Here is a 21,045-nt window from a genome sequence, read left to right as displayed (position 1 = left end):
TGGGCGCTGGGTCAGTGAGCGATCAATCTTTCCAAACCGTCCAAAAGGCGTTTTAACGCACCCTGGTTGGCCTGCATCACTTTCAACCCCGCCTGCGCCATCCTGTGTGCATCCTGCGGCAGCTCGAAAAGCTGCCGCACCGCTTCGGCCAAACCGTCTGCATCATCCACCTCTCGCAACGCCCCGGCGTCGCGCATCATCGTGCTGATTTCGAGGAAGTTGAACAAGTGCGGCCCCATGATCACAGGCTTACCCAAAGCCGCCGGCTCCAGCGGGTTGTGCCCGCCGGTCGGCACCAGGCTGCCACCCACAAAGGCACTGTCGGCCAGGGCGTAGAGAAACAGCAGCTCACCCATGGTATCGCCGAGCAGCACCGAGGTTTGCTCGGTGACCGGTTCACCGCTGGAGCGACGCACCGTGGCAAACCCTTGTTGCACACTCAGCTCGAACATCGGGCCGAAGCGCTCCTGGTGACGCGGCACCAGAATCAGCAACGCGTTGGGATAGCTCGCCAGCAATTGGCGATGGGCAGCCAACACCACTTCGTCTTCACCTTCATGGGTACTGGCGGCGATCCACACTGGCCGGTCGCTGGCGCCCCACTGTTCACGCAGGTCAGCGGCGCGGGCCGTCAATTGGGGGTCGATGGTCAGGTCGAATTTGATCGAGCCAGTCACCTCCACCGTTTCAGGCCGTGCGCCCAGACTGCGAAAGCGCTCCGCCTCGGTTTGCGTCTGCACGGCGAACAGGCTCATTTGCGCCAGCATCGGCGCCGTCAGCCTGGCGAACCGGGCGTAGCCCTTGGCCGAACGCGCCGACAACCTTGCATTGGCCAGCGCGACCGGGATACCGCGTTGAGCGCAGGCATGGATATGGTTGGGCCATAGCTCGGTTTCCATGATCACCGCCAGCTTGGGCTGCACTCGGTCGAGAAAACGCTTGGCGGCGCAGGGCAAGTCGTAGGGCAAGTAGCAATGCTGGATGCGCGGCTCATTGGCGAACAACGCCTGGATACGCTCGGAACCGGTAGGCGTCATGCAGGTGACAGTGATCGGCAGTTGCGGATACCGCGCCAGCAAAGCGCGAATCATCGGCGCGGCGGCAATGCTTTCGCCCACCGAAACGGCGTGCACCCAGATACCGCCGGGGCGCATCACCGGCAAGCCATAGGAAAACCGTTCGCCCACACGTTTGGCATAGGCCGGTGCCTTGCGCGCGCGCAGCCATAAACGTAAGGCCACCAACGGCAGCGCCAGGTAAAACAGACAGCTGTAGAGAGTTCTATTCATGGCGGCGGAGTTTATCGGCTTTTTCAGTCGATCGCCTGCAAGCACTCGGCAAATCGTTTAGCCAGGAAGCGAGCGGCGGGCCCCAGGTGCTCATCGCGCCGCCATACCAGTTCCACGACCAGCGCCGGCGGTGTCCATTCGCTGGCTAACTCGACCATCTGTTGTTGGTAGGTCGGGTATTGCACGATGTGCCGAGGCAGCCAGGCCCAGCCCAGGCCGCTCATCAGCCATTCGGCCAATACGTAGAAGCTGTCGGCGCGCCACACCAGAGGGCTGGCCGCTTCGCTGCCAGGGTAGACGCTGGTCTGGGTCGACATCAGCAACTGCCGATGCTGGGCCAAATGCTGGCAAGTCACGTAAGTTTCCTTGGCCAACGCATGATTCACCCCGCATACCGTGACCATTTCCACACTGCCCACTACCCGCCGCTCAAGGGCCTCCGGGATTTGGTCGTGATAGAACAACAACCCAAGGTCCGCCTGGCGCTCCACCAGCTTGCGCGCCACATCGCCCTGGGCGGCGCTGGACAACTGCACTTCCAGCAGCGGGTACTGCACCGCCAGCGCCTCCAGGCTGTCGAGCACCGGCTGAAACAACATCGCCTCATCCTGGGCCAGCCGCAGGCAGGCTTCCTCGCCACGGGTGAGGGACAGCGCCCGGCCGTTAAGCCGCTCGCATTGGCGCAGCACTTCGCGTGCTTCTTCCAGCAACACGCTGCCGGCTTCGGTCAGGCGTGGCTGGCGGCCGCTACTACGTTCAAACAGGCTGACGCCCAGGTCCGCCTCCAGCAGGGCGATGCCATTGCTGACCGCCGATTGCGCCTTGCGTTGCCCGCGCGCTACGGCAGAGAACGAACGCTGCTCGGCAACGCTGACAAACAGACGCATCTGTTCCAGATCCCACTGCACGCTCATGGTTGAACCTATCTTGAATTCGGATAGGTAATGACTTTACCGCATCTGTTGAACCTCTAGAATGCCGACCTTATCAAACCAGCTTCACCTTGAGGATTGCCCCATGAACGCCGCCTACTGCTACCTGGCCATTGCCATTTGCTCGGAAGTGATCGCCACCGTCTCCATGAAAGCGGTCAAAGGCTTGAGCACACCGATCCCGCTGCTGCTGATGATCGCGGGTTATGGCGTAGCGTTCTGGATGCTCACCCTGGTGGTGCGCACCGTGCCCGTGGGCGTGGCTTACGCGGTCTGGGCAGGGCTGGGGATTGTGATGGTCAGTGTCGCGGCGCTGTTCATCTACGGGCAGAAGCTGGATGTGCCGGCGATGCTGGGCATGGGCCTGATCGTGCTGGGCGTGGTGGTGATTCAGCTGTTCTCGAAAACCGCCGGGCACTGACCGTCACTCAACAGCCTGTATACTGCGCCTCTTGTCTTGAACACTGAGGTCGCCGATGCCATCCGTTATTTCCACCGACGTTCTGATTGTCGGCGCCGGGGTTGCCGGCCTCTGGCTCAATGCGCGCCTGCGCCGCCAGGGGTTTTCCACGGTACTGGTGGAAAGCGCCAGCCTGGGCGGCGGGCAAAGCGTGAAGTCCCAGGGGATCATTCACGGCGGGGCGAAATACGCCCTGCACGGCGCCCTCACCGGCGCCTCCGAAGCCATTGCCGACATGCCGCGGCGCTGGCGTGAAGCCCTTGCGGGTGACGGTGAGCTGGATCTGTCCGGCGTGCGCGTGTTGTCCCAAGCGCATTATTTGTGGTCCCCGGGCACCCTCGCCGGCAACCTCACCAGCTTTTTTGCCAGCAAGGCCGTGCGCGGCCGCGTTGATCAGGTCAAGGGCGAAGAACTGCCTGCTGCCCTGCAAGACCGCCGCTTCAAGGGCAAGGTCTATCGTCTGGCGGAGTTGGTGGTGGACGTACCGAGCCTGATCGAACGCCTGGCGCAACTGGCGGGTGACGGCTTGCTCGCAGGCCAGCACATCGAGCCGTTGCTGGACGGTAATACGCTGGTGGGCTTGAAGGTCGATGGCCGCGAGATCCGTGCCCAGCGCATCGTGCTGAGCGCCGGCGCCGGCACCGCTGATCTGCTCGCAGCCCTGGGCCTGAGCCAGCCGGCCATGCAAAAACGCCCGTTGCATATGATCATCGCCAAAGGCCCGGGCCTGAAGCCGCTGTATGCCCATTGCCTGGGCGGCGGCACCAAGCCACGCATCACCGTAACCACTCACCCGGCTGCCGATGGCAACTGGGTGTGGTACCTGGGCGGGGATATCGCCGAGGCCGATGGCGTGGCGCGTACGCCTGACGAACAAATTGCCACCGCCCAGAAAGAGCTGGCGCACCTGCTGCCCTGGATCGACATGAGCCAGACCCGGTGGGCAACCCTGCGGGTGGAGCGCGCCGAGCCGCTGCAATCGGGGCTGAGCCGGCCCGACAACGCCTTTCTGGCCGAAGACGGCCGCCTGCTGGTCGGTTGGCCGACCAAACTGGCCCTGGCACCGGACTTCGCCGACCGCGTCCTCCACGCTCTGGAGCGCGACGGCATTCGCCCCGGCGCCAGCACCCCACTGCCCGAACTGCCAAAACCGGCTATCGGCCAACCCGCCTGGGAGCAACTGTTGCCATGAGCCTGCCAACCCTGCACGACCTGCATCGCCCGTTGGGCAGCACCGGCCTGCTGGTGTCGCCATTGGGCCTGGGCACCGTCAAACTGGGCCGCGACCAGGGGGTCAAATACCCCAGCGGCTTTCAGATTCCCGGCGACGACGAGGCGCGAATGCTGCTGCGCCAGGCTCGCGAGCTGGGCATCAACCTGATCGACACCGCCCCCGCCTACGGCATGAGTGAGGAACGCCTGGGCCCGTTGCTGCGTGGCCAGCGCAACGACTGGGTGATTGTCAGCAAGGTCGGCGAAGAGTTTGCCGATGGCGTGTCCCGTCACGACTTCAGCGCGGCCCATACGCGAATGTCGATCGAACGCAGCCTGAAACGCCTTGAAACGGATTTTATCGATTTGGTGCTGGTGCACTCCGACGGTAACGACTTGCACATCCTCAACGACTGCGAGGTTTACCAGACCCTGGCCCAACTGAAGAAGGACGGCAAAATCGGCGGTTTCGGTTTCTCCGGCAAAACCGTCGAAGGCGGCATAAAGGCCCTGGAACAGGGCGATTGCGCGATGGTCACCTACAACCTCAATGAACAGGCCGAGAAAACCGTGATCGATTACGCGAGCACCCATGGCAAGGGCATCCTGGTAAAAAAAGCCCTGGCCAGCGGTCACGTGTGCCTGGAGCCAGGAATGGATCCAATTCATGCCAGTTTCCAGCTGTTGTTTGCGCAAACGGGCGTCGCCAGTGCTATTGTCGGGACCATTAATCCGCTGCACCTGGCCCATAACGTGGCAACCGCTGCCCGAGTCATCCGTCAACTCTGATGCCGCCCACGCGGCCGACCCCGTCGCACAAAGGAGCCGACATGCCGCGTACGCTCATAAGAAAGAACCCCAGTAACTTCAAGACACTGCCGCTGCACGTAGAGGCTACCCCCGAAGGCCTGAGCTACCAGAGCGTCGGCATGCCGCTCAACTTCGCCCAGACCCTGCAACGGCGCAAGCCGGTAGAGGTGCCGGATGCCGAACGCTTCGCCCTGGAACTGGCGAACCTCGGCGTCTCGGTGCGCCTGACACTGCACTGGCAAAACAAGGATTACTGGGTGCTGGTGCGCCAGCGTCGTCAGGACCGCGGCGATGTGGTGCTCAAGCTGATCTCCGGCTACGTACCGGCCCATGAACTGAACCTGCCGCTGCACACCGCGATCCAGGAAATTGCCGAAGAGTGCCTGCTGGAGACGCCTGAAGGCTGGCTCGGCGGGCGCTTCAATGACACCTGGCTACCGGCGCCCTACTCCGCCGCCCTGCATTACCGCGAAGCCCTGCCGTTTCGCCTGAGCCCCTTGTCCGGCGCCGCACGCCCGGTACGCTGCGCCACCACGCAACTGATCGAGCGCCCACGAGCCTATGTGCACCTGCCAACGGCATCGCTGCAATTGATTTATGACCTGCGCCTGGAAGTGCCAAAGGAAGCCAAGTCCCTGAGCTTGTTCCATGTGGATGAACGCCTGGAAGGTGACCAACTGGTGGCGCGCCTGGATCGTCAGCGTCCGGATCTGTACCTGATGCCATTGAAAGACGGCGAGCCGTTGGCCGAACTGTATACCGTCAAGAAAGATCAGCTGTACCCGGCCAGCACACGCGGTTTGTACCTGGCGGAAAGCTTTGCCCAGCAAGAGGGCTGGCTGGTGCGCGATGAGCGGATTCGCTGGAAGGATTGGCTGCGCCAGCAAGGCCTGGCAGAGCCGGAAAAGGACTCGAAACTCAAGCGCCTGACCGGCAAGGCGCGGCAGATGCTGCGCAAGATCGTACCGAAGAAAAACATCAGGAGCTGATGCGCTAACCTTTCATTGAGGCGCGAGGAGGACGGTTCTGTCCACCTCGGCTCATGCAGGTAAAACCGTCAGCTGTTCAACAGGCGCTCCAGCCCCACTTTCAACGGGGTAGGCTCGGGCGGCGTGAAACTGGCCAACAACCGTTGGTTATTCGCCCTTGAATGCCGAATATCGCCCGAGCGCGCCGCTTCATATGTCACAGCAGGCAACGAGCCCAAGGCCTCTTCCAGCGCCTGCAGAACCTGCCTGAGGGTGGTGGTGCGGCTCCAGCCGACGTTAATGGCCCCCAAGGGAGCGTCTGGCACTTCAACGGCCTGCACCAGCACATTGACTAAATCTTCCACATACATGAAATCGCGGGTCTGCTCACCATCGCCGTACACGGTGATAGGCAAGCCACGCTGGGCACGCTCGCTAAAGATGCTGATCACGCCGGAGTACGGCGATGACGGATCCTGGCGGGGTCCGAAAATATTGAAGAAACGAAAAATCACCGGCTCCAGCCCATGCTGGCGGCGGTAAAAATCAAAATAGTACTCGCCAGCCAACTTGTCCGAAGCATAGGGCGTCAATGGGGCTTTAGCTGTCTGCTCGTCAATCGAAGCACCTTCACCATTGTTGCCATACACAGCTGCGCTGGAGGCAAATACCACACGCTTCACACCGGCCTTGCGCATTCCTTCGCAGACATTCAAGGTGCCGACGAAATTGCTCTGATGGGTGCTGACGGGATCATCCACCGATGCTTGTACCGAAGCTACAGCCGCCAAGTGCACCACCGCCGTCACACCAACAAGGGCCCGCGCCACCTCTTCGGCATTGGCGACGTCACCTTCAAGCAGTTCGACTCGCTCGTTATCGAGCGGCAAATTGCTTCGCTTGCCAGTGGACAGGTTATCCAGCACGCGGACCCAATAGCCTCCAGCAAGCAGCGCATCAACCAAATGTGAGCCGATGAAGCCAGCGCCGCCAGTGATCAGAACCCACTTTTTAGTATCAATCATTATTACGGATCTTCTCGACGATAGCGGTGGTTGAGCTGTTTTCAACTAGGCCCAGCACTTTGACCTTACCGCCGTAGGCGCTGACGATATCCGCCCCCACGACCTGGTCGACGGTATAGTCACCACCCTTTACCAGCACGTCAGGCTTGACCTGGGCCAGCAGATTTTGCGGAGTATCCTCGGAGAAGCTGATCACCCAGTCCACCGCGCCCAGGCCCGCCAGCACCGCCATGCGCCGGTCAACACTGTTGATCGGACGGCCCGGCCCCTTCAGGCGGCTAACCGAAGCATCATCGTTGACCGCGACGATCAAGCGATCGCCTTGGGCACTCGCCTGCTCCAGGTAGGTCACATGCCCGGCGTGCAGGATGTCAAAGCAACCGTTGGTGAACACAATGCTTTCGTTATGGGCACGTGCATCGTCAATCGCCAGCAGCAACTGCTCCAGGCCCAGCACACCGCGCTCCGAGCCTTCGGAGCGCTGGATCGCACGGCGCAACTCCGGTGCGCTGATGGCCGCGGTACCCAGCTTGCCCACCACAATGCCCGCCGCCAGGTTGGCCAGGGCCACGGCGTGGGGCAGTTCCTCACCGGCCGCGATAGACGCCGCCAGGGTGGAAATCACGGTGTCACCGGCACCGGTAACGTCGAACACTTCACGGGCCCGCGCCGGCAGGTGCATGGCCGGATGGTCAGGTCGCAGCAGGGTCATACCGTGCTCGCCACGGGTCACCAGCAAGGCGCCCAGATCAAGCTCGGCCATCAGCGCCGCGCCCTTGCTCACCAGTTCGTGCTCATCGGCACAACCGCCGACGATGGTTTCGAACTCACTGAGGTTAGGCGTGAGCAGGCTGGCGCCTCGATACACCGAGAAGTCCTTGCCCTTGGGATCGGCGAGTACCGGAATGTTGCGAGCCTTGGCGGCCTGGATCAGCACCTGGTGATTCTGCAAGGCGCCTTTGCCGTAGTCGGACAATACCAGCACCTTGATACCTTCGAGCAGCGCCTCGACCTGGTCGCCGAGGGCCAGGGCGTCGGTGGCGAAGGGTTCTTCAAAATCGATACGCAGCAATTGCTGGTGACGGCTCATGACCCGCAGCTTGACGATCGTCGGCTGATGGGCGATGCGCTGGAACAGTGCACGCACGCCGGCCCCCTGCAGGCTGTTGGCCAGGCTTTCGGCAGCTTCGTCGTCGCCGGTCACACCCACCAGGGAAGCCGGGGCACCGAGGGCGGCAATATTGAGAGCGACGTTGGCAGCGCCACCCGGGCGGTCTTCGATTTGCTCGACCTTGACGACCGGTACCGGAGCCTCAGGGGAAATCCGTGAGGTACCACCATGCCAGTAACGGTCGAGCATGACATCGCCGACCACCAAGACAGCGGCTTGATTGAATCGCGGCATGGACAACTTCATGGAGCAACCCACATACAAAATGAACAGGGGCGCGATATTAGCACAGGGTTTGCGGTCGCTTGCGCGCACTGCAGGCCAAATGTGGAAGGGGGCTTGCCCCCGATGGCGGTGTATCAGCTTGCACAAATGCCGGTTGATACACCGCTATCGGGGGCAAGCCCCCTCCCACATTAGCTCTGTGTCGCTGTCGAATCAGGTGATGTCAGCCGCTACCGGCGCATCCAGCCCCATGGCATGCAGGCGAGCGTAATAGCCGTTCTGCGCCAGCAACTCGCCGTGGGTGCCGCGCTCGACAATCCGCCCGTCATCCATCACCAGAATCAGGTCGGCTTTCTCGATAGTCGACAATCGGTGCGCGATCACCAAGGTCGTACGGCCTTGCATGACTTTGTCCAGTGCCGCCTGGATATGCCGCTCGGACTCGGTATCAAGGGCCGAAGTGGCCTCGTCGAGAATCAGCAGCGGCGCGTTCTTGAGCAAGGCGCGCGCAATCGCCAGGCGCTGACGCTGGCCGCCGGACAACAGCACGCCGTTCTCACCGACCTGGGTATCGAAGCCTTTGGGCAACTGGTCGATGAAGTCCTTGGCATTGGCATCCGCCGCCGCCGCTTCAACGTCGGCACGAGGTGCACCGGCCAGATCGCCGTAGGCGATGTTGTTGGTTACGGTGTCGCTGAACAGGGTCACGTGCTGGGTGACCTGAGCAATATGCTTGCGCAGGTTGAGCAGCTTGTAGTCTTCGATCTCTACGCCATCGAGCAGGATCTCACCGCTTTCATGGTGGTAGAAACGCGGGATCAGGCTGGCCAGGGTCGACTTGCCGCTGCCTGAACGGCCCACCAGAGCGATCATCTGCCCAGGCTCCGCGGTGAAGCTGATGTCCTTGAGCACATGGCGTTCGGTGCCTGGGTAGGTGAAGTTCAGATTGCGCACTTCCAGGCGGCCATTGACCTTGTCGCGCTCGATGGTGCCGTGGTCGACCTCAACGTCTTCGTCCAGCTGTTCAAAGATGCTTTCTGCGCCCGCCACACCTTTTTGGATGGTCGAGCTGACCTCCGAGAGTTGACGGATCGGCTTGGGCAACAAGCCGGCCAGGGTGATGTAGGCAACCATGTCACCCGCCGAGGCATCGCCACGCAGATACAGGACCAGGAACATCAGCACAGCCATGGCGGAGTAGATCACCAATTGCAGCGCCGGGGTGTAGATCGCCCCGGTGCGGGTCATGCGCAGTTGCTTGTTGGTGTTGCTCTGGCTGGCCTTGAGGAAGCGCTTCTCTTCGTAGACTTCGCCACCAAAGCTGCGCACTACGCGGTAGCCCTGGATGGTTTCCGAGGCCACGTGGGTCACGTCGCCCATGGCCACCTGGATCTTCTTGCTCTGCTTGCGGAATTTCTTGCTGGCGGTGCTGACCATTACCGCAATCAACGGCAGGATCGCGATCATGACCAGCGTCAGGCGCCAGTTCATGTACAGCAGGGAGGCGAACAGGAAGATCACCGTCATGCCTTCGCGAATTACCACCTTGATGGCATCGGTTGCCGCACCTGTGACCATGGTCACGTTGAAGGTGATGCGGGAAATCAGGTGCCCGGAGTTGTGGTTATCGAAGTAACGGTTGGGCAGCGTCAGCAAGTTGTTGAACAACTGCACCCGCAGGTCATGAACCAGCCCCAGGGAGACCTTGGCCAACAGATAGTTGCCCAGGAACGAACCCAGGCCCTGCCAGGCCGCGATCAGGATGATCAGCAGCGGCACCGCCTGCAGCAGTTGCAGATCGCGCAGGAAGGGTACGGTGGGGAACAACACGGCTTCCGGATTGGAAAGGCCGTCTACAAAGTACTTGAGGATGTAACCCAGCATCGGTTGGGTCGACGCGAAAATCAGAAATCCAAGGATACTCAACGCGAACAAGCCCATGTAGGGCTTAACGTAACTGAGCAGGCGGAAGTATATTTTCAAGCTCGAAGGGCTTGCGCTCGGACTGGAGTCGGTCATATCACGCGGCGTTTTGAAAAAGGAGGCTGACTTTAGCACAGCTTCTCTGTTGTACTTGCACCCGGTATACCCGCGGCCCGGTTGGATCTGACCGGCGACATTACATAGCCACTAGCTTAAGATGGTTGGCTTTCTATTTGTGGAATGGCTCTACTGTATGCACTCCAAGCGCCTTATCTATGGCTCAAATCGCGTTTTCGACTTCCTGGTCCTTTGGATTTTACCTGTTGGCTTGCTGCTGCTCCTGAGTGCACTTTTCTTCGTCGGCAATCGTAATGTCCTGCACCGGATCGTCTACATCCTGTTCAGCGTACCGACCTTGTTTTTACTGTGCATGCGCCCCCGGGAGCTCAGGGATCTGCTACGAGAGCCCCTGGCTATCGCCTTTCTAGCCTTTTCCGCCTGGGCCTTGGCCAGCCTGCTCTGGAGCCCTGAGCCCAGTTCCGATACCGACCTTTTCAAGCGGCCGCTCAATACCTTCATGCTGTTTGGCGGCTGCGGGCTCCTGCTGCATTACCGTAATGAACTGTTCAAGCCGATCTTCTTTGGTGCCGCCGTCATTGCGCTGGTGGTAAGCCTTTGCAACCTGGTGGTGTTCGTCAAATCATTCCAGCCCGGCATGCGCATGATCGGCGGCCTTGGCGCCCTCGACAACCCGTTGCTCAGCTCGCACCTTTTTGGTTTTTTCACTGTGTATTGGCTGTACGCCTGCATGACCACCCAGCGCTTGAAGGTATTGTGGTTCAGCGTACCGGCCCTGGCGATCATGGCGGCGGCGGTGCTGGCGACCGGCTCACGCACGCCGCTGGTGGCGTTGACGCTGGCGATCCTGTGGATGAGCTTTGTCAGCCGCAACCGCCGCTCGGCATTGCTTCTGGGCGGCATGGTCCTGGGTGCTGTCGCGCTCCTGGTGCTCTACCCCGAATCGATCACTGAACGAGGCAGCTCATTCCGCCTTGAACTGTGGAGCATGTCGTTGCGGCTTATCGCCGAACACCCGTGGATCGGTCACAGTTACGACTCCGAACTGTTTCTGACCCTGGCAGATGGCGACCAACTGCGCGAACCCCACAGCTTTGCGCTCGGGGTGCTCTACTACGTCGGTATCATTGGCTTTATCCCGTGGATCTTCATGCTCGGGTGGGGCCTGTACAAGGGCCTGAAGGAGCGCGCACAGCCGCTGTTCATCCTGGCATCGTCGCTGCTGGCCTATGGCATCGGCGCTGGCCTGACCGAAGGCGGCGGCATTCTGTCGCGGCCCAAGGAACATTGGTTCGTACTCTGGATTCCGTTGGCAATTATCACAGGTCTGAGCCTCGCCCAGCGCCACCGCAGCCTGCTGCGCATGCCGGTACAGAACATCAAGGCCCCGGCTTTCGAGCAGCTGTGCAGCAACGCCCATGTCATTGAAGCCGATGGCCTGGGCCCCAAAGTACTGCGCCTGCAAGACGGTAATTTCCTCAAGGTGTTCCGCCCCCGCCGCTGGTACACCTCAGGCAGTTTCAACCCCTATTCCGAGCGCTTTGCCAGCAACAGCGAGCAACTGCGTACCCTGGGGATCCCCGCTCCGCAAATCCTCGGGCTGTATCGTTTGCCCGATGCCAGCAGTGCCGTCACCTACACCCCCCTGCCCGGCCTGACTTTGCGCCAAGCGTTGCAAAGCCTGGACAGCAGCCTGCGCGAATCACTGGTGGAGCGTTTTGGCCGGTTCATGGCGCAGTTGCACGAGCGAGGGGTGTACTTTCGCTCGTTGCACCTGGGCAATGTGTTGTTGATGGACGATGGCGAGTTCGGCCTGATCGACATCGCTGACCTGCGCATCTACCCCTCTTCACTGCGTTACGCGCTGCGCCAACGTAACCTGCGTCACATGCAGCGCTACCCACAAGACCGCAACTGGCTGTTCGAAACGCATTTCGAACAACTGGTCAAAGGGTATGCCTCGGTGGCAAGCCCGGCCGCCACTGCGAAAATCCGCGAGCAGGTACAGGGCCTGTAGTAGGAGGGATGGCGCCGTTTCAGTTCCTGAGCGGCGCCAGATACAACCTCACCAACCCACGCAAGGTCTTGCGCCCCCAGAACTTCAACGGGATCTGCTTGAGAATCTCGCGCGCCAACGGGCGGTCGCGGTCGGCGGTCTTGAGGAACATTGAGTTCAGGAAGTTGTAGCGCACCTGATCATAGGCCGGGTGATCGCTGAACAATGCGTAAGTCTTGAGAATGTTCTGGATCATGTAACGGTGGTTCTTGTACGTGTTGGTAGCGTGCTGGCGATATTTGGCCATCACCACACCCAAAGCGTCGATGGTATAGCCCGCAGCCGTGATCTTCAGTTGGATCAGCAAGTCCTCCAGGGGAATCTGCGGGTCGAACCCGCCGACCTCCTCCAGTACGTCGCGACGAATCAGCATGGTCGGCGCCGGCGGAAAGGGCTTGCGGTCCAGGAACATATCGTCGAAGTCGAGGCTGCGAAACGGCACGTCGCGACGTTGCTTCTTCTCCGGGTGCAGGTTGCCGTCACCGTCGATCAGCTCGATATTGCCGGCGCACATGCCCACCTTCGGCTTGCCTTCCATGTACGCAACCTGGGTGGCGAGACGGTCCGGCAACATGATGTCATCCGAGCCGAACGGCGCGATCAGGCTACCCTTGGCACGGGCAATCGCACCGTTCAAGGTGGCGCTGAGGCCCTGGTTCTGCTGCACCTGGAAATCAAAGCCGTGCTCGGCCTGCAAGCGCTGGATACGTTCAACGCTGTCATCCTTGGAACCGTCATCCACCACCAACAGTTCGATATTGGGGTAGGTCTGCCCCAGCACGCTGAGGATGCTCTGTTCGATGTACTGGCCATGGTTATAGGAAGCGATGATCACCGAGACCAGGGGCTGTTGCTGATTCATGCTCTACCTACTTCACGCAAACCGGTTTCAATCAGGGTCAGGTACTTGTGCTTGAACTCGTCAAGGGTGTGGTTGGCCTCCAGATAGCGGAACACCTCTTCACCCTTTTCGCGCAGCTGTTCATCGCTCAACGCCAGATACGTATCCAGAGCTGCCGCCAGTTGCTCGACGTTGCCCGGATCATGGGACAGCCCACCCGCGCCCTGCACCAGGGGCAGCATCGCCGGACCGTTGGAGGCAATCACCGGCAGATGGCCGCTCATGCCTTCCAGCAGCGCCAGGCCCAAGCCCTCGAACAGCGACGGCATGGTCCAGATGTCGAAGCCGCGCACGTACTTCATGCCGTCTTCACGAAAGCCCAGCAAATGCGCGCGGCCGGTCAGGCCCAGGCGTTCGATATCGGTACGCAAATCGGCTTCGGCGCGACCGGAACCGATGATGCCCACCTGCGCCTCAGGGTATTTATCCTTGAGCGTGGCGAAGGCCTGCAGCAGATGAGTGTGGCCCTTGATCGGCACCAGACGGCCCAGAGCGCCGATCATCCGTGCTTCCATTGGCAGGCCCAGGGCCTTGCGTGCGTCCTCACGGGACAGCTGCAAGGCTTCTGCCTGGGGAATGTCGATAGCGTTGGTCACGTAGCTGGTGTTTTCGCGGGTGAACCCACAGTTGAGGTCCACCAGGTAGTCCTTCACCGCTTCCGACACGCCGACAAAACGCCAGGCCGGACTGACCCAGCGCTGGGTCTGACGCCGACGGTAACCACGGGCATATTCGCCAAAACCGTGGGAGATACCGATGCACAGGGGGATTTTCAACCAGCGATTGAGCGACAGCATCATGTTCACCGATTTGAAGCGGTTACAGATGACCACATCGAACTTCTGCTCGCGGCAATACTTGTAGATCTGCCACATGGCGCCAAAACGAATGCCCTTGAGAGACTTCTCCGGCAGCTCGAAATAGTGGGAGTGCTCAGCCACGCTCAGGGGCTGGCCGGGCAGCGGACGACCACTGAGAAACCCGGAGGTCACCTCGAAACGTTCAGGCGGCAGGGATTTGACGATTTGCTCACCCAGGTCGGCGAAGTCATGGGTCTTGACGTTGTAGTCCGGCTGTAACTGCAAAACCTTGAAACGCGGCTTCATAACTCTCCATGCAGCGATCTGGCTACGGGCGCACGGCCCGGTAAAATGGGCGGCAGACCCACGCTGGCCTGCCTTCGAGAGTGTCTCAGTCCTGCTTGAGGACCCACAGCAGCTCGTGACGACGCACGGCTTTGCGAAAGAATTCGTTCTCGCCGTAAGGCGATGGACTACGTCCGGCCAGCACTTGCTGCAACCACTTGCGCACCCGGCGCTTGAGCGGCGCGCGCGGCTGCAAGTCGTGCATCATGCCCAGGGCCATGGCCTTGTCCTGCTGCTGGCTCAAAGTGAGTGCAAAGCTGCACGGCACCATCTCGGCCGATGAATCGAAACGTGGCGGCAGCGCCATCCCCGCACCGGAGTCACCCATGGGCCAGCGGTCATTATCATGCAGGTGGTTGGCATAACCGAGCAACGTGTCGGGCTGCCACTCCAGGCCCTGCAGAGCTTCAAGCACCGCCGCATGGGCGCAGATGTGGTCAGCGTGGGGGTCCAGCAATGGCGTGGGCAACACGATCACCTGAGGGCGCGCCTTGAGCAGCAGTGCGCGCAGGTCGGCGATCAGGTTGTGCCAGGTCGGTGCGCCATCTGCATCACCCGGCAGGGCAAAGCCGTTGAACTGGCGAAATAGCCGCGTGTCGGCCAAATCCGCTTCGCGCGACGCCTGAGGCTGGTCCGGCGCAGCCTGCATCGCCTGCAATTGCATGCAGAAGTAACCCAACTGCACGCATTGTGATTCGGGCACCCCGGCCCAACGCGGTACCGCGACGCTGTCCCAGGCACGCAAGCGGCCCTTGAGGCGGGATGCTTCAGCTTTGGGCAGGCCCATCTGTTGATAGTGCTCGGCTTCGATTTCCCCGGCAGTCAGGGTCACGATCCAGCTTTCAGCCGCTTGACTGTAAAGGCTGAACGCGGCCAGCTCGGCATCGTCGGCGTGAGGAGCGATCACCATCACACATTGCTGGCGATAGTCCGGTTGGTGGAAACGCCACAGAATCGGCTGCCCCTTGATCCGGCAAAAGCGCCCGCGCAAGCTGATGTTGCCCGCCGCCAGTGCTTGTGCAGCGCCGGTCAGGTTGAGATAGCGACGCCCGTTGACACCACGTTCAAAGGTTTGGCGGTCCGCTGAATCCAGGCCCAACAGGTCCACCGCCGGGTCTAGGAAGCGCCCCAGCCACGAACTTTTCAACTCAACGCCAATAATCAGGGTTTCATCGTTCGCCAGCGGCGCATCCAGCAACAACCGCCCCGACTCCAGGCGCAAACCGGGCTGCTCGCTGCCGGCCGGGAATGCGTACTCATAGTGGTCGCTGGGCGAGTAGAACAGGTGATCGGCAAACCACGCTTCATGGGCCGCCCATAGCAACACCGCCAACATCGGCGGCAACCACCAGGCCACCATTACACCGGTGGCAACCAGCACCGCCAAGCCGATCAACAGCGCGATGCGCTTGTTGCGCCGATGGCGCTTGAGCAGTTGCTGTTTGCGACTCATACGCTGAACACCGGCACCGGGTTGCACCAGCGCTCCTTATACTCACGGTCGGAACGACCGAAGGAAAAGCGCAACGACTTGTTCGCCGCCCGCGCCTGCTCCCAGGCGCTTTGGGTATTGAGGAAACTCAACACGCTGCCAGGGCTGAACGCACGGGTTTGCGGGTCGACGCCGCCGTTGACGTACTCGGCGCTGAACCATTCATTGGACTGCACCTGATACACCAATTGCACCGCAATCGCGGCGTCATTGAGAAACAGCACCGAGCCGAACACAAACTCCTTGAGCAGCTCCAGCACCTCGGCCAAACGCGCCGCGCCGGCCGCCGGGAACCCCCAGCGACGCTGGAACAGATCGCAATAAATCGCCGCCAGCTCCACGCTGGAGAACTCACTGACCGCCCGCGCTACGCCGCCCGCTTCTTCCAGCAGGCGCAACTCGCGGCGCTGGTTGTAGCGAAACTTCTTCGACAGCTCTTCGGGAGTGCGCGCCATGGCCAATTGCTCGGCCTGGGGCTTGAGGGTACTGACGCGCCCTTCGTTAAGGGCCGACAGGTAGCGCGCCCGGTGGCGCAGCGGCAACTGAGCATCGGCGGCAATGGGCAGGATGACCTCGGCATTGCCCAGGTCAAACAGGCCTTTTTTGCCGGTGCGCTTGAGCACGTCCTTGGAGAGAGCCAGATCGCGCCCCCAGGTGGCTATAGCCCCCTTGAGTTCGCCACCGTGTTCCCAGCCCAGGTAGCGTACCGGAATCTGCGCCAGGCCAGCCAACCGCTCGATAACCTGCGGGTGGGTCGCCACGCTGCCGCCGTAACGCTGCCAGGCCTGGGCGTAAACCTCGGCCTCGACAGGCGCCCAGCCACGTTCACGCCAGCCCTGGAAGCGGTTCAGCATTTAAACCACGGCGTCATAAGGGTCCACGCCGTCTTTCACGACCAGGATGTCTTCCATGATCAGGTACTGCAGGTCCGAGCCGAAGAACATGTTCAGCGCGTCGGTCGGCGAGCAGATCATCGCCTCGCCACGACGGTTGAGCGAGGTGTTCAGGGACACACCGTTACCGGTCAGCACTTCCAGCTCTTTCATCATGTCGTAGTAGCGCGGGTTGTATTCGCGCTTGAGTACCTGGGCGCGGGACGTCCCATCTTCATGCACAACTTCCGGCACGCGGGTCTTCCACTCTTCCGACACTTCAAAGGTGAAGGTCATGAACGGCGCCGGGTGATCGACCTTGATCATCTGCGGGGCCACGGTGTCGAGCATCGACGGGCAGAAAGGCCTCCAGCGCTCGCGGAACTTGATCTGGTGGTTGATGCGGTCAGCCACGCCGGTGGCGCTTGGGCAACCGATGATAGAACGACCACCCAAGGCACGCGGGCCAAACTCCATGCGGCCCTGAAACCAGGCCACCGGGTTACCGTCGACCATGATCTTGGCGATGCGCTTGGGCATGTTTTCGATCTTGCGCCAGTTCGGCTTGCTCTCGTGCCTGGCGCAAGCGGCGATCACGTCTTCGTTGCTGTAGGACGGGCCGAGGTACACGTGCTCCATCTTCTCCACCGGTACACCACGAGCGTGGGATACATAGGCGGCCGCGCCGACAGCCGTGCCGGCATCACCGGACGCCGGCTGCACGAACAACTCTTTGACGTCATCGCGGGCAATGATCTTCTGGTTCAGCTTGACGTTCAGCGCACAGCCGCCGGCGAAGGCCAGCTTGCCGGTGTCCTTGAGGATGTCGCCCAGGTAATGGTCGATCATCTGCAAGGCCAGCTTCTCGAACAACGCCTGCATACTGGCGGCGTAGTGGATGTACGGCTCGTCGGCAATGTCGCCTTCGCGCTTGGGGCCCAGCCACTCAATCAGTTTTGGCGAGAAGTAGAAACCCTTGCCCTTCTCTTTGTAGCGACGCAGGCCGATGACGTTGGCGTAGTCGGTGTTGATCACCAGCTCGCCGTTTTCAAAGGACGCCAAACGAGAGAAATCGTACTTGCTGGCATCACCGTACGGCGCCATGCCCATGACCTTGAACTCACCGTCGAGCATCTCGAAACCGAGGAACTCGGTGATCGCACCGTACAGGCCGCCGAGAGAATCCGGGTCGTAGAATTCCTTGATCTTGTGGATCTTGCCGTTTTCGCCGTAACCGAAGAACGTGGTGGCGTACTCACCTTTGCCGTCGATGCCCAGGATCGCGGTTTTTTCCTGGAAACCCGAGCAGTGGTAGGCGCTGGAAGCGTGGGCCAGGTGGTGTTCAACCGGTTCGATCTTGATTTTCTTTGGATCGAAGCCCAGCTGTTCCAGGCACCAGACAATCTTGTTGCGATAGCGCTTGTAGCGACGGTTACCCATCAGGATCGCGTCGAGGGCGCGGTCCGGGGCGTACCAATAGCGCTTGGCGTAGTGCCAGCGTGCCTCGCCGAACAGGCTGATCGGGGCGAATGGGATCGCCACCACGTCAACGTCCGAAGGCTTGATGCCAGCCTGTTCCAGGCAGAACTTCGCCGACTCGTAGGGCATGCGGTTCTTTGCATGTTTGTCGCGTACGAAGCGCTCTTCTTCGGCGGCCGCAATCAGCTTGCCGTCGATATACAGGGCTGCGGAAGGATCATGGCTAAGGGCGCCGGACAGGCCAAGAATCGTCAATGCCACTGGGGTCTAGCCTCTTTTAGTCTGCATGCAGGCGCATCGCGCCTGAAAAAAGTGTGCTTCCCGCCCGGGCGGGAAACAGCTAAAGGGCGGGATTATAGCTTAAAAGCAGTAGGAAGCTGTTAGCGCAGCTCGATGCTGCCGTCGGCGCTTTGGCGGTAGATCGTGTAGGGCAAGACGAGCGTGTCCAGGACGGCGGAAACGGGCGCATCCAAAATAACCCAGGGAATACCGTTCAACGCAAGTTCACCCGCAGAGTTGGGCGGCCCATGCAAGACACACAGGTCATAAGCTACACCGCTGTAGATTCGTGAAACGGACTGACAATAGGTTTTCTTCCCCTTGAGCTGCCGAACAGTGACGTCATCGCCAAGCAGCACGGTGGTCGCAGTGCCACAGCCTGCAACGATCAACGACATTCCCAGCAACATCAGCAACCGCAGGATAGGAGTCCTCATAGTTGATTCTTCTTTTCGTTTGATAAAGATCGAAAACCTAGCACCACAAAACTAAGACTTCAGGTTTGCGCAGTCGACGCTAAGCGTAGGAAGCGTCCCAATGCGCCAGGCGGTAAGGAGTTCGGCAAATCAGAGGACGAGTCGTTAAACTTGTCACATTTGCACTTACACCCTTACTTGCGTGCGCTACCCACTCGGCCTTTTCATGACTCCTTCTGCTCCAACCTGCCTTGCCTTACTGCTGGGCCTGTGCAACACCGCCCAAGCCGACAATGCGCCCCTGATCCTGGATCCCAGCGTGGTCACCGGCTCGCGCAGCACCAGCCCGACGTTCGACCTGCCGTATTCGGTAGACGGCATTAATCGTGAACAAATCAGCAACGGCCAACTGGGCATCAACGCCTCCGAAGCCCTGTCCCGCGTGCCCGGCCTGGTGGTGCAGAACCGCCAGAACTATGCACAGGACTTGCAGATCTCGTCCCGCGGTTTCGGCGCCCGTTCGGCGTTTGGTGTACGCGGCATCAAGCTGATCGCCGATGGCATCCCCGCCAGCACCCCGGACGGCCAGGGCCAGGCCGCAACGTTCAACCTTGACACTGCCGAGCGTATCGAAGTGCTGCGCGGCCCGGCGGCGACTCTGTATGGCAGTAACGCCGGCGGTGTGATCCAAATGTTCTCCCGCGACGGCGACGGCCCGCCGCGTGTCGGCGCAGAAACGCTGGTGGGCAGCGACGGGCTGAACAAGAACCACGTTAGTGCGGAAGGCGCGGCCAATGATGCCGGGTTCGTGCTCGATGCCTCACGCATGGACACCAACGGCTACCGCGACCACAGCAGCGCCCGGCGCGACCAGACCTTCGCCAAGCTCAACTTCCAGCCGGATGACGACAGCAAACTGGCATTGATCTACAGCAGCCTGGAGCAGAACGGTACGCAGGATCCGCTGGGGCAGACCTGGACAGCGTACAAGGCCGATCCGCGTTCGGTGAGCACCAACGCGCTGACCTATAACACGCGCAAAAGCATCGATCACCAGCAATTGGGAATGAACTACGAGCGCTACATCGGCAATGCGACGTTGCAGGTCAATGCGTATACCGGGCGCCGCAGTGTGATTCAGTACCTGTCGATCCCAAAAGGCACACCCGCCAACGAACGTGGCGGCGGCGTGGTGCAATTCGACCGCAAGTTCTACGGTGGCAGCGTGCGCTGGATGCAGCCCATCGACAGTGCGCCCGGCGACTTGATGATCATCACTGGCCTGGACTTCGACCAAAGCGAAGACAGCCGCCACGGTTATCAGAACTACAGCGGCAACACCCTCGGCGTGAAAGGCCAACTACGCCGCGACGAAATCGACACGGCTCGTAGCCTCGATCCGTATATCCAGGCCAACTGGGCCCTCGACCGCTGGACCCTGCAAGCCGGTGTCCGGCACAGCACCATGCAGATGGACGTCGATGATCAATTCCTGAGCAATGGCGATGCCAGTGGTAACAAGACCTACCAGAAAAACACGCCTTCGATGAGCGTGATGTATGCATTCACGCCCGACCTGCACGGCTATATCAGTGCAGGCAAGGGCTTTGAAACCCCGACCCAGGCCGAGCTGGCCTATGCCCCGGGCAACGTCGAGGGCTTCAACTTCGGCTTGAAGCCGTCTGAAAGCACTCAGTATGAAATAGGTATGAAGGCGCAACTGAACAACACGCGGATCAACGCCGCCGTTTTTCAAATCACTACCGAGGACGAACTGGTGGTGCAGCAATCGATCGGAGGCCGTACCAGCTACCAGAACGCCGGTCGCACACTACGTCGCGGCTTCGAACTGGGTGTTGAAAGCCAACTGAACGAGCACTGGAGCACCAGCCTCGCCTATACCCGCCTCCAAGCCACCTACGACAGCGACTTCGCCAGCGGCGCCAACACCATCGACAAGGGCAACTATCTCCCCGGCGTCCCCCAAACCACCCTGTTCGCCGAACTGAACTGGAAGCCACGGGACTGGGTCAGCACGGCCATCGAAGGTATGTACCGCAGCAAAGTCTATGTCGAAGACACCAATAGCCAACACGCTGCACCGGGCTACAGCGTCTTCAACTGGCGGGCACGGTTTGAGCAGAAGGTGGAGCACTGGACCTTTCACCAGACCTTGCGCCTGGATAACCTGCTGGATCGTCAATATGTGGGGTCGGTGATTGTGGGTGACGGCAACGGGCGCTACTACGAAGCAGCACCGGGGCGCTCGTGGTATGCAGGCGCTGGGGCTGAATATCAATTCTGATGTGGGA

17 protein-coding genes are annotated in these 21,045 nt (G+C 60.8%); 6 read left to right on the top strand and 11 right to left on the bottom strand.

Translation table 11 applies throughout. From position 1 onward, the window contains the following. Window positions 1-11 precede the first annotated feature (11 nt). Window positions 12-1,289 carry a lipid IV(A) 3-deoxy-D-manno-octulosonic acid transferase gene (waaA, locus tag IH404_RS03300; protein ID WP_005784171.1) on the bottom strand — a complete coding sequence of 426 codons (1,278 nt, stop codon included), beginning with the start codon at window positions 1,287-1,289 and terminating at the stop codon, window positions 12-14. Between the two features lie 23 nt (window positions 1,290-1,312). Then, on the bottom strand, window positions 1,313-2,203 hold the full coding sequence (locus IH404_RS03295; protein ID WP_032878246.1) for a LysR family transcriptional regulator: 891 nt from the start codon (window positions 2,201-2,203) through the stop codon (window positions 1,313-1,315). 103 nt (window positions 2,204-2,306) lie between these two features. Between IH404_RS03295 and IH404_RS03290 the strand changes: the two genes are divergently transcribed. Genes IH404_RS03290 through IH404_RS03275 form a run of 4 tightly spaced genes read left to right on the top strand, consistent with a single transcriptional unit; the run spans window position 2,307 to window position 5,692 of the window. Continuing rightward, window positions 2,307-2,642, top strand: coding sequence for a multidrug efflux SMR transporter (locus IH404_RS03290; RefSeq protein ID WP_005784167.1), 336 nt, complete (start codon window positions 2,307-2,309; stop codon window positions 2,640-2,642). 55 nt (window positions 2,643-2,697) lie between these two features. Next, window positions 2,698-3,873, top strand: a complete 1,176-nt coding sequence (locus IH404_RS03285) for an FAD-dependent oxidoreductase (protein WP_032878248.1) — start codon at window positions 2,698-2,700, stop codon at window positions 3,871-3,873. Next, a complete protein-coding gene (locus tag IH404_RS03280) occupies window positions 3,870-4,682 on the top strand; it encodes an aldo/keto reductase (protein WP_194439947.1) in 813 nt (270 codons plus the stop codon). Before IH404_RS03285 ends, IH404_RS03280 begins: the two co-directional genes overlap by 4 nt. A 41-nt stretch (window positions 4,683-4,723) precedes the next feature. Then, window positions 4,724-5,692, top strand: a complete 969-nt coding sequence (locus IH404_RS03275; RefSeq protein ID WP_005784162.1) for a hypothetical protein — start codon at window positions 4,724-4,726, stop codon at window positions 5,690-5,692. Window positions 5,693-5,760: 68 nt separating this feature from the next. Here the strand turns inward: IH404_RS03275 and IH404_RS03270 are convergent, their stop codons facing one another. The 3 genes from IH404_RS03270 to msbA form a co-directional block, all read right to left on the bottom strand. Next, window positions 5,761-6,696: an NAD-dependent epimerase/dehydratase family protein gene (locus IH404_RS03270; RefSeq protein WP_005784161.1), complete on the bottom strand. Its 936-nt coding sequence runs from the start codon at window positions 6,694-6,696 to the stop codon at window positions 5,761-5,763. Next, the gene (gene hldE, locus IH404_RS03265; RefSeq protein WP_005784159.1) at window positions 6,689-8,113 is read right to left on the bottom strand and encodes a bifunctional D-glycero-beta-D-manno-heptose-7-phosphate kinase/D-glycero-beta-D-manno-heptose 1-phosphate adenylyltransferase HldE; all 1,425 of its coding nucleotides are present in this window, start codon (window positions 8,111-8,113) and stop codon (window positions 6,689-6,691) included. The genes IH404_RS03270 and hldE overlap by 8 nt, the downstream gene beginning before the upstream one ends. A 192-nt stretch (window positions 8,114-8,305) precedes the next feature. Continuing rightward, complete coding sequence (msbA, locus tag IH404_RS03260; protein ID WP_005784157.1) at window positions 8,306-10,111, bottom strand: lipid A export permease/ATP-binding protein MsbA; 1,806 nt, start codon at window positions 10,109-10,111, stop codon at window positions 8,306-8,308. Window positions 10,112-10,268: 157 nt separating this feature from the next. On the opposite strand from msbA, the gene IH404_RS03255 reads away from it, so the two are divergent. Next, the gene (locus tag IH404_RS03255) at window positions 10,269-12,110 is read left to right on the top strand and encodes a bifunctional O-antigen ligase/aminoglycoside phosphotransferase family protein (protein ID WP_005784156.1); all 1,842 of its coding nucleotides are present in this window, start codon (window positions 10,269-10,271) and stop codon (window positions 12,108-12,110) included. 19 nt (window positions 12,111-12,129) lie between these two features. Here the strand turns inward: IH404_RS03255 and IH404_RS03250 are convergent, their stop codons facing one another. The 6 genes from IH404_RS03250 to IH404_RS03225 all read right to left on the bottom strand — a co-directional run bounded on the left by IH404_RS03250 (window position 12,130) and on the right by IH404_RS03225 (window position 18,754). Beyond that, window positions 12,130-13,011, bottom strand: coding sequence for a glycosyltransferase (locus tag IH404_RS03250; protein WP_194439946.1), 882 nt, complete (start codon window positions 13,009-13,011; stop codon window positions 12,130-12,132). Further along, window positions 13,008-14,156, bottom strand: coding sequence for a glycosyltransferase family 4 protein (locus IH404_RS03245; RefSeq protein WP_194439945.1), 1,149 nt, complete (start codon window positions 14,154-14,156; stop codon window positions 13,008-13,010). The genes IH404_RS03250 and IH404_RS03245 overlap by 4 nt, the downstream gene beginning before the upstream one ends. 85 nt (window positions 14,157-14,241) lie before the next feature. Then, a complete protein-coding gene (locus tag IH404_RS03240; RefSeq protein ID WP_194439944.1) occupies window positions 14,242-15,648 on the bottom strand; it encodes a PIG-L family deacetylase in 1,407 nt (468 codons plus the stop codon). Then, window positions 15,645-16,541: a GNAT family N-acetyltransferase gene (locus IH404_RS03235; RefSeq protein ID WP_194439943.1), complete on the bottom strand. Its 897-nt coding sequence runs from the start codon at window positions 16,539-16,541 to the stop codon at window positions 15,645-15,647. Before IH404_RS03235 ends, IH404_RS03240 begins: the two co-directional genes overlap by 4 nt. Further along, complete coding sequence (locus IH404_RS03230; protein WP_005784149.1) at window positions 16,542-18,299, bottom strand: carbamoyltransferase; 1,758 nt, start codon at window positions 18,297-18,299, stop codon at window positions 16,542-16,544. Between the two features lie 119 nt (window positions 18,300-18,418). Next, a complete protein-coding gene (locus IH404_RS03225; protein ID WP_005784146.1) occupies window positions 18,419-18,754 on the bottom strand; it encodes a YceK/YidQ family lipoprotein in 336 nt (111 codons plus the stop codon). A 205-nt stretch (window positions 18,755-18,959) separates the two neighbouring features. Between IH404_RS03225 and IH404_RS03220 the strand changes: the two genes are divergently transcribed. After that, window positions 18,960-21,038 carry a TonB-dependent receptor gene (locus IH404_RS03220; protein ID WP_194439942.1) on the top strand — a complete coding sequence of 693 codons (2,079 nt, stop codon included), beginning with the start codon at window positions 18,960-18,962 and terminating at the stop codon, window positions 21,036-21,038. Window positions 21,039-21,045: the final 7 nt, after the last annotated feature.

Source organism: Pseudomonas sp. OST1909 (genome assembly GCF_015277575.1).
GTDB lineage: Bacteria > Pseudomonadota > Gammaproteobacteria > Pseudomonadales > Pseudomonadaceae > Aquipseudomonas > Aquipseudomonas synxantha_A.
The sequence above is the reverse complement of the archived record's forward strand: the minus strand, read 5'-3'. Positions and strand labels throughout refer to the sequence as shown.

Bases quoted from the DNA above. Each gene is read 5' to 3' on its own strand.
- hldE (WP_005784159.1), bottom strand. From the start codon at position 8,113: ATGAAGTTGTCCATGCCGCGATTCAATCAAGCCGCTGTCTTGGTGGTC.
- IH404_RS03280 (WP_194439947.1), top strand. From the start codon at position 3,870: ATGAGCCTGCCAACCCTGCACGACCTGCATCGCCCGTTGGGCAGCACC.
- IH404_RS03270 (WP_005784161.1), bottom strand. From the start codon at position 6,696: ATGATTGATACTAAAAAGTGGGTTCTGATCACTGGCGGCGCTGGCTTC.
- IH404_RS03295 (WP_032878246.1), bottom strand. From the start codon at position 2,203: ATGAGCGTGCAGTGGGATCTGGAACAGATGCGTCTGTTTGTCAGCGTT.
- msbA (WP_005784157.1), bottom strand. From the start codon at position 10,111: ATGACCGACTCCAGTCCGAGCGCAAGCCCTTCGAGCTTGAAAATATAC.
- IH404_RS03240 (WP_194439944.1), bottom strand. From the start codon at position 15,648: ATGAGTCGCAAACAGCAACTGCTCAAGCGCCATCGGCGCAACAAGCGC.
- IH404_RS03245 (WP_194439945.1), bottom strand. From the start codon at position 14,156: ATGAAGCCGCGTTTCAAGGTTTTGCAGTTACAGCCGGACTACAACGTC.
- IH404_RS03225 (WP_005784146.1), bottom strand. From the start codon at position 18,754: ATGAGGACTCCTATCCTGCGGTTGCTGATGTTGCTGGGAATGTCGTTG.
- IH404_RS03285 (WP_032878248.1), top strand. From the start codon at position 2,698: ATGCCATCCGTTATTTCCACCGACGTTCTGATTGTCGGCGCCGGGGTT.
- IH404_RS03290 (WP_005784167.1), top strand. From the start codon at position 2,307: ATGAACGCCGCCTACTGCTACCTGGCCATTGCCATTTGCTCGGAAGTG.
- IH404_RS03275 (WP_005784162.1), top strand. From the start codon at position 4,724: ATGCCGCGTACGCTCATAAGAAAGAACCCCAGTAACTTCAAGACACTG.
- IH404_RS03220 (WP_194439942.1), top strand. From the start codon at position 18,960: ATGACTCCTTCTGCTCCAACCTGCCTTGCCTTACTGCTGGGCCTGTGC.
- IH404_RS03250 (WP_194439946.1), bottom strand. From the start codon at position 13,011: ATGAATCAGCAACAGCCCCTGGTCTCGGTGATCATCGCTTCCTATAAC.
- IH404_RS03255 (WP_005784156.1), top strand. From the start codon at position 10,269: ATGCACTCCAAGCGCCTTATCTATGGCTCAAATCGCGTTTTCGACTTC.
- waaA (WP_005784171.1), bottom strand. From the start codon at position 1,289: ATGAATAGAACTCTCTACAGCTGTCTGTTTTACCTGGCGCTGCCGTTG.
- IH404_RS03235 (WP_194439943.1), bottom strand. From the start codon at position 16,541: ATGCTGAACCGCTTCCAGGGCTGGCGTGAACGTGGCTGGGCGCCTGTC.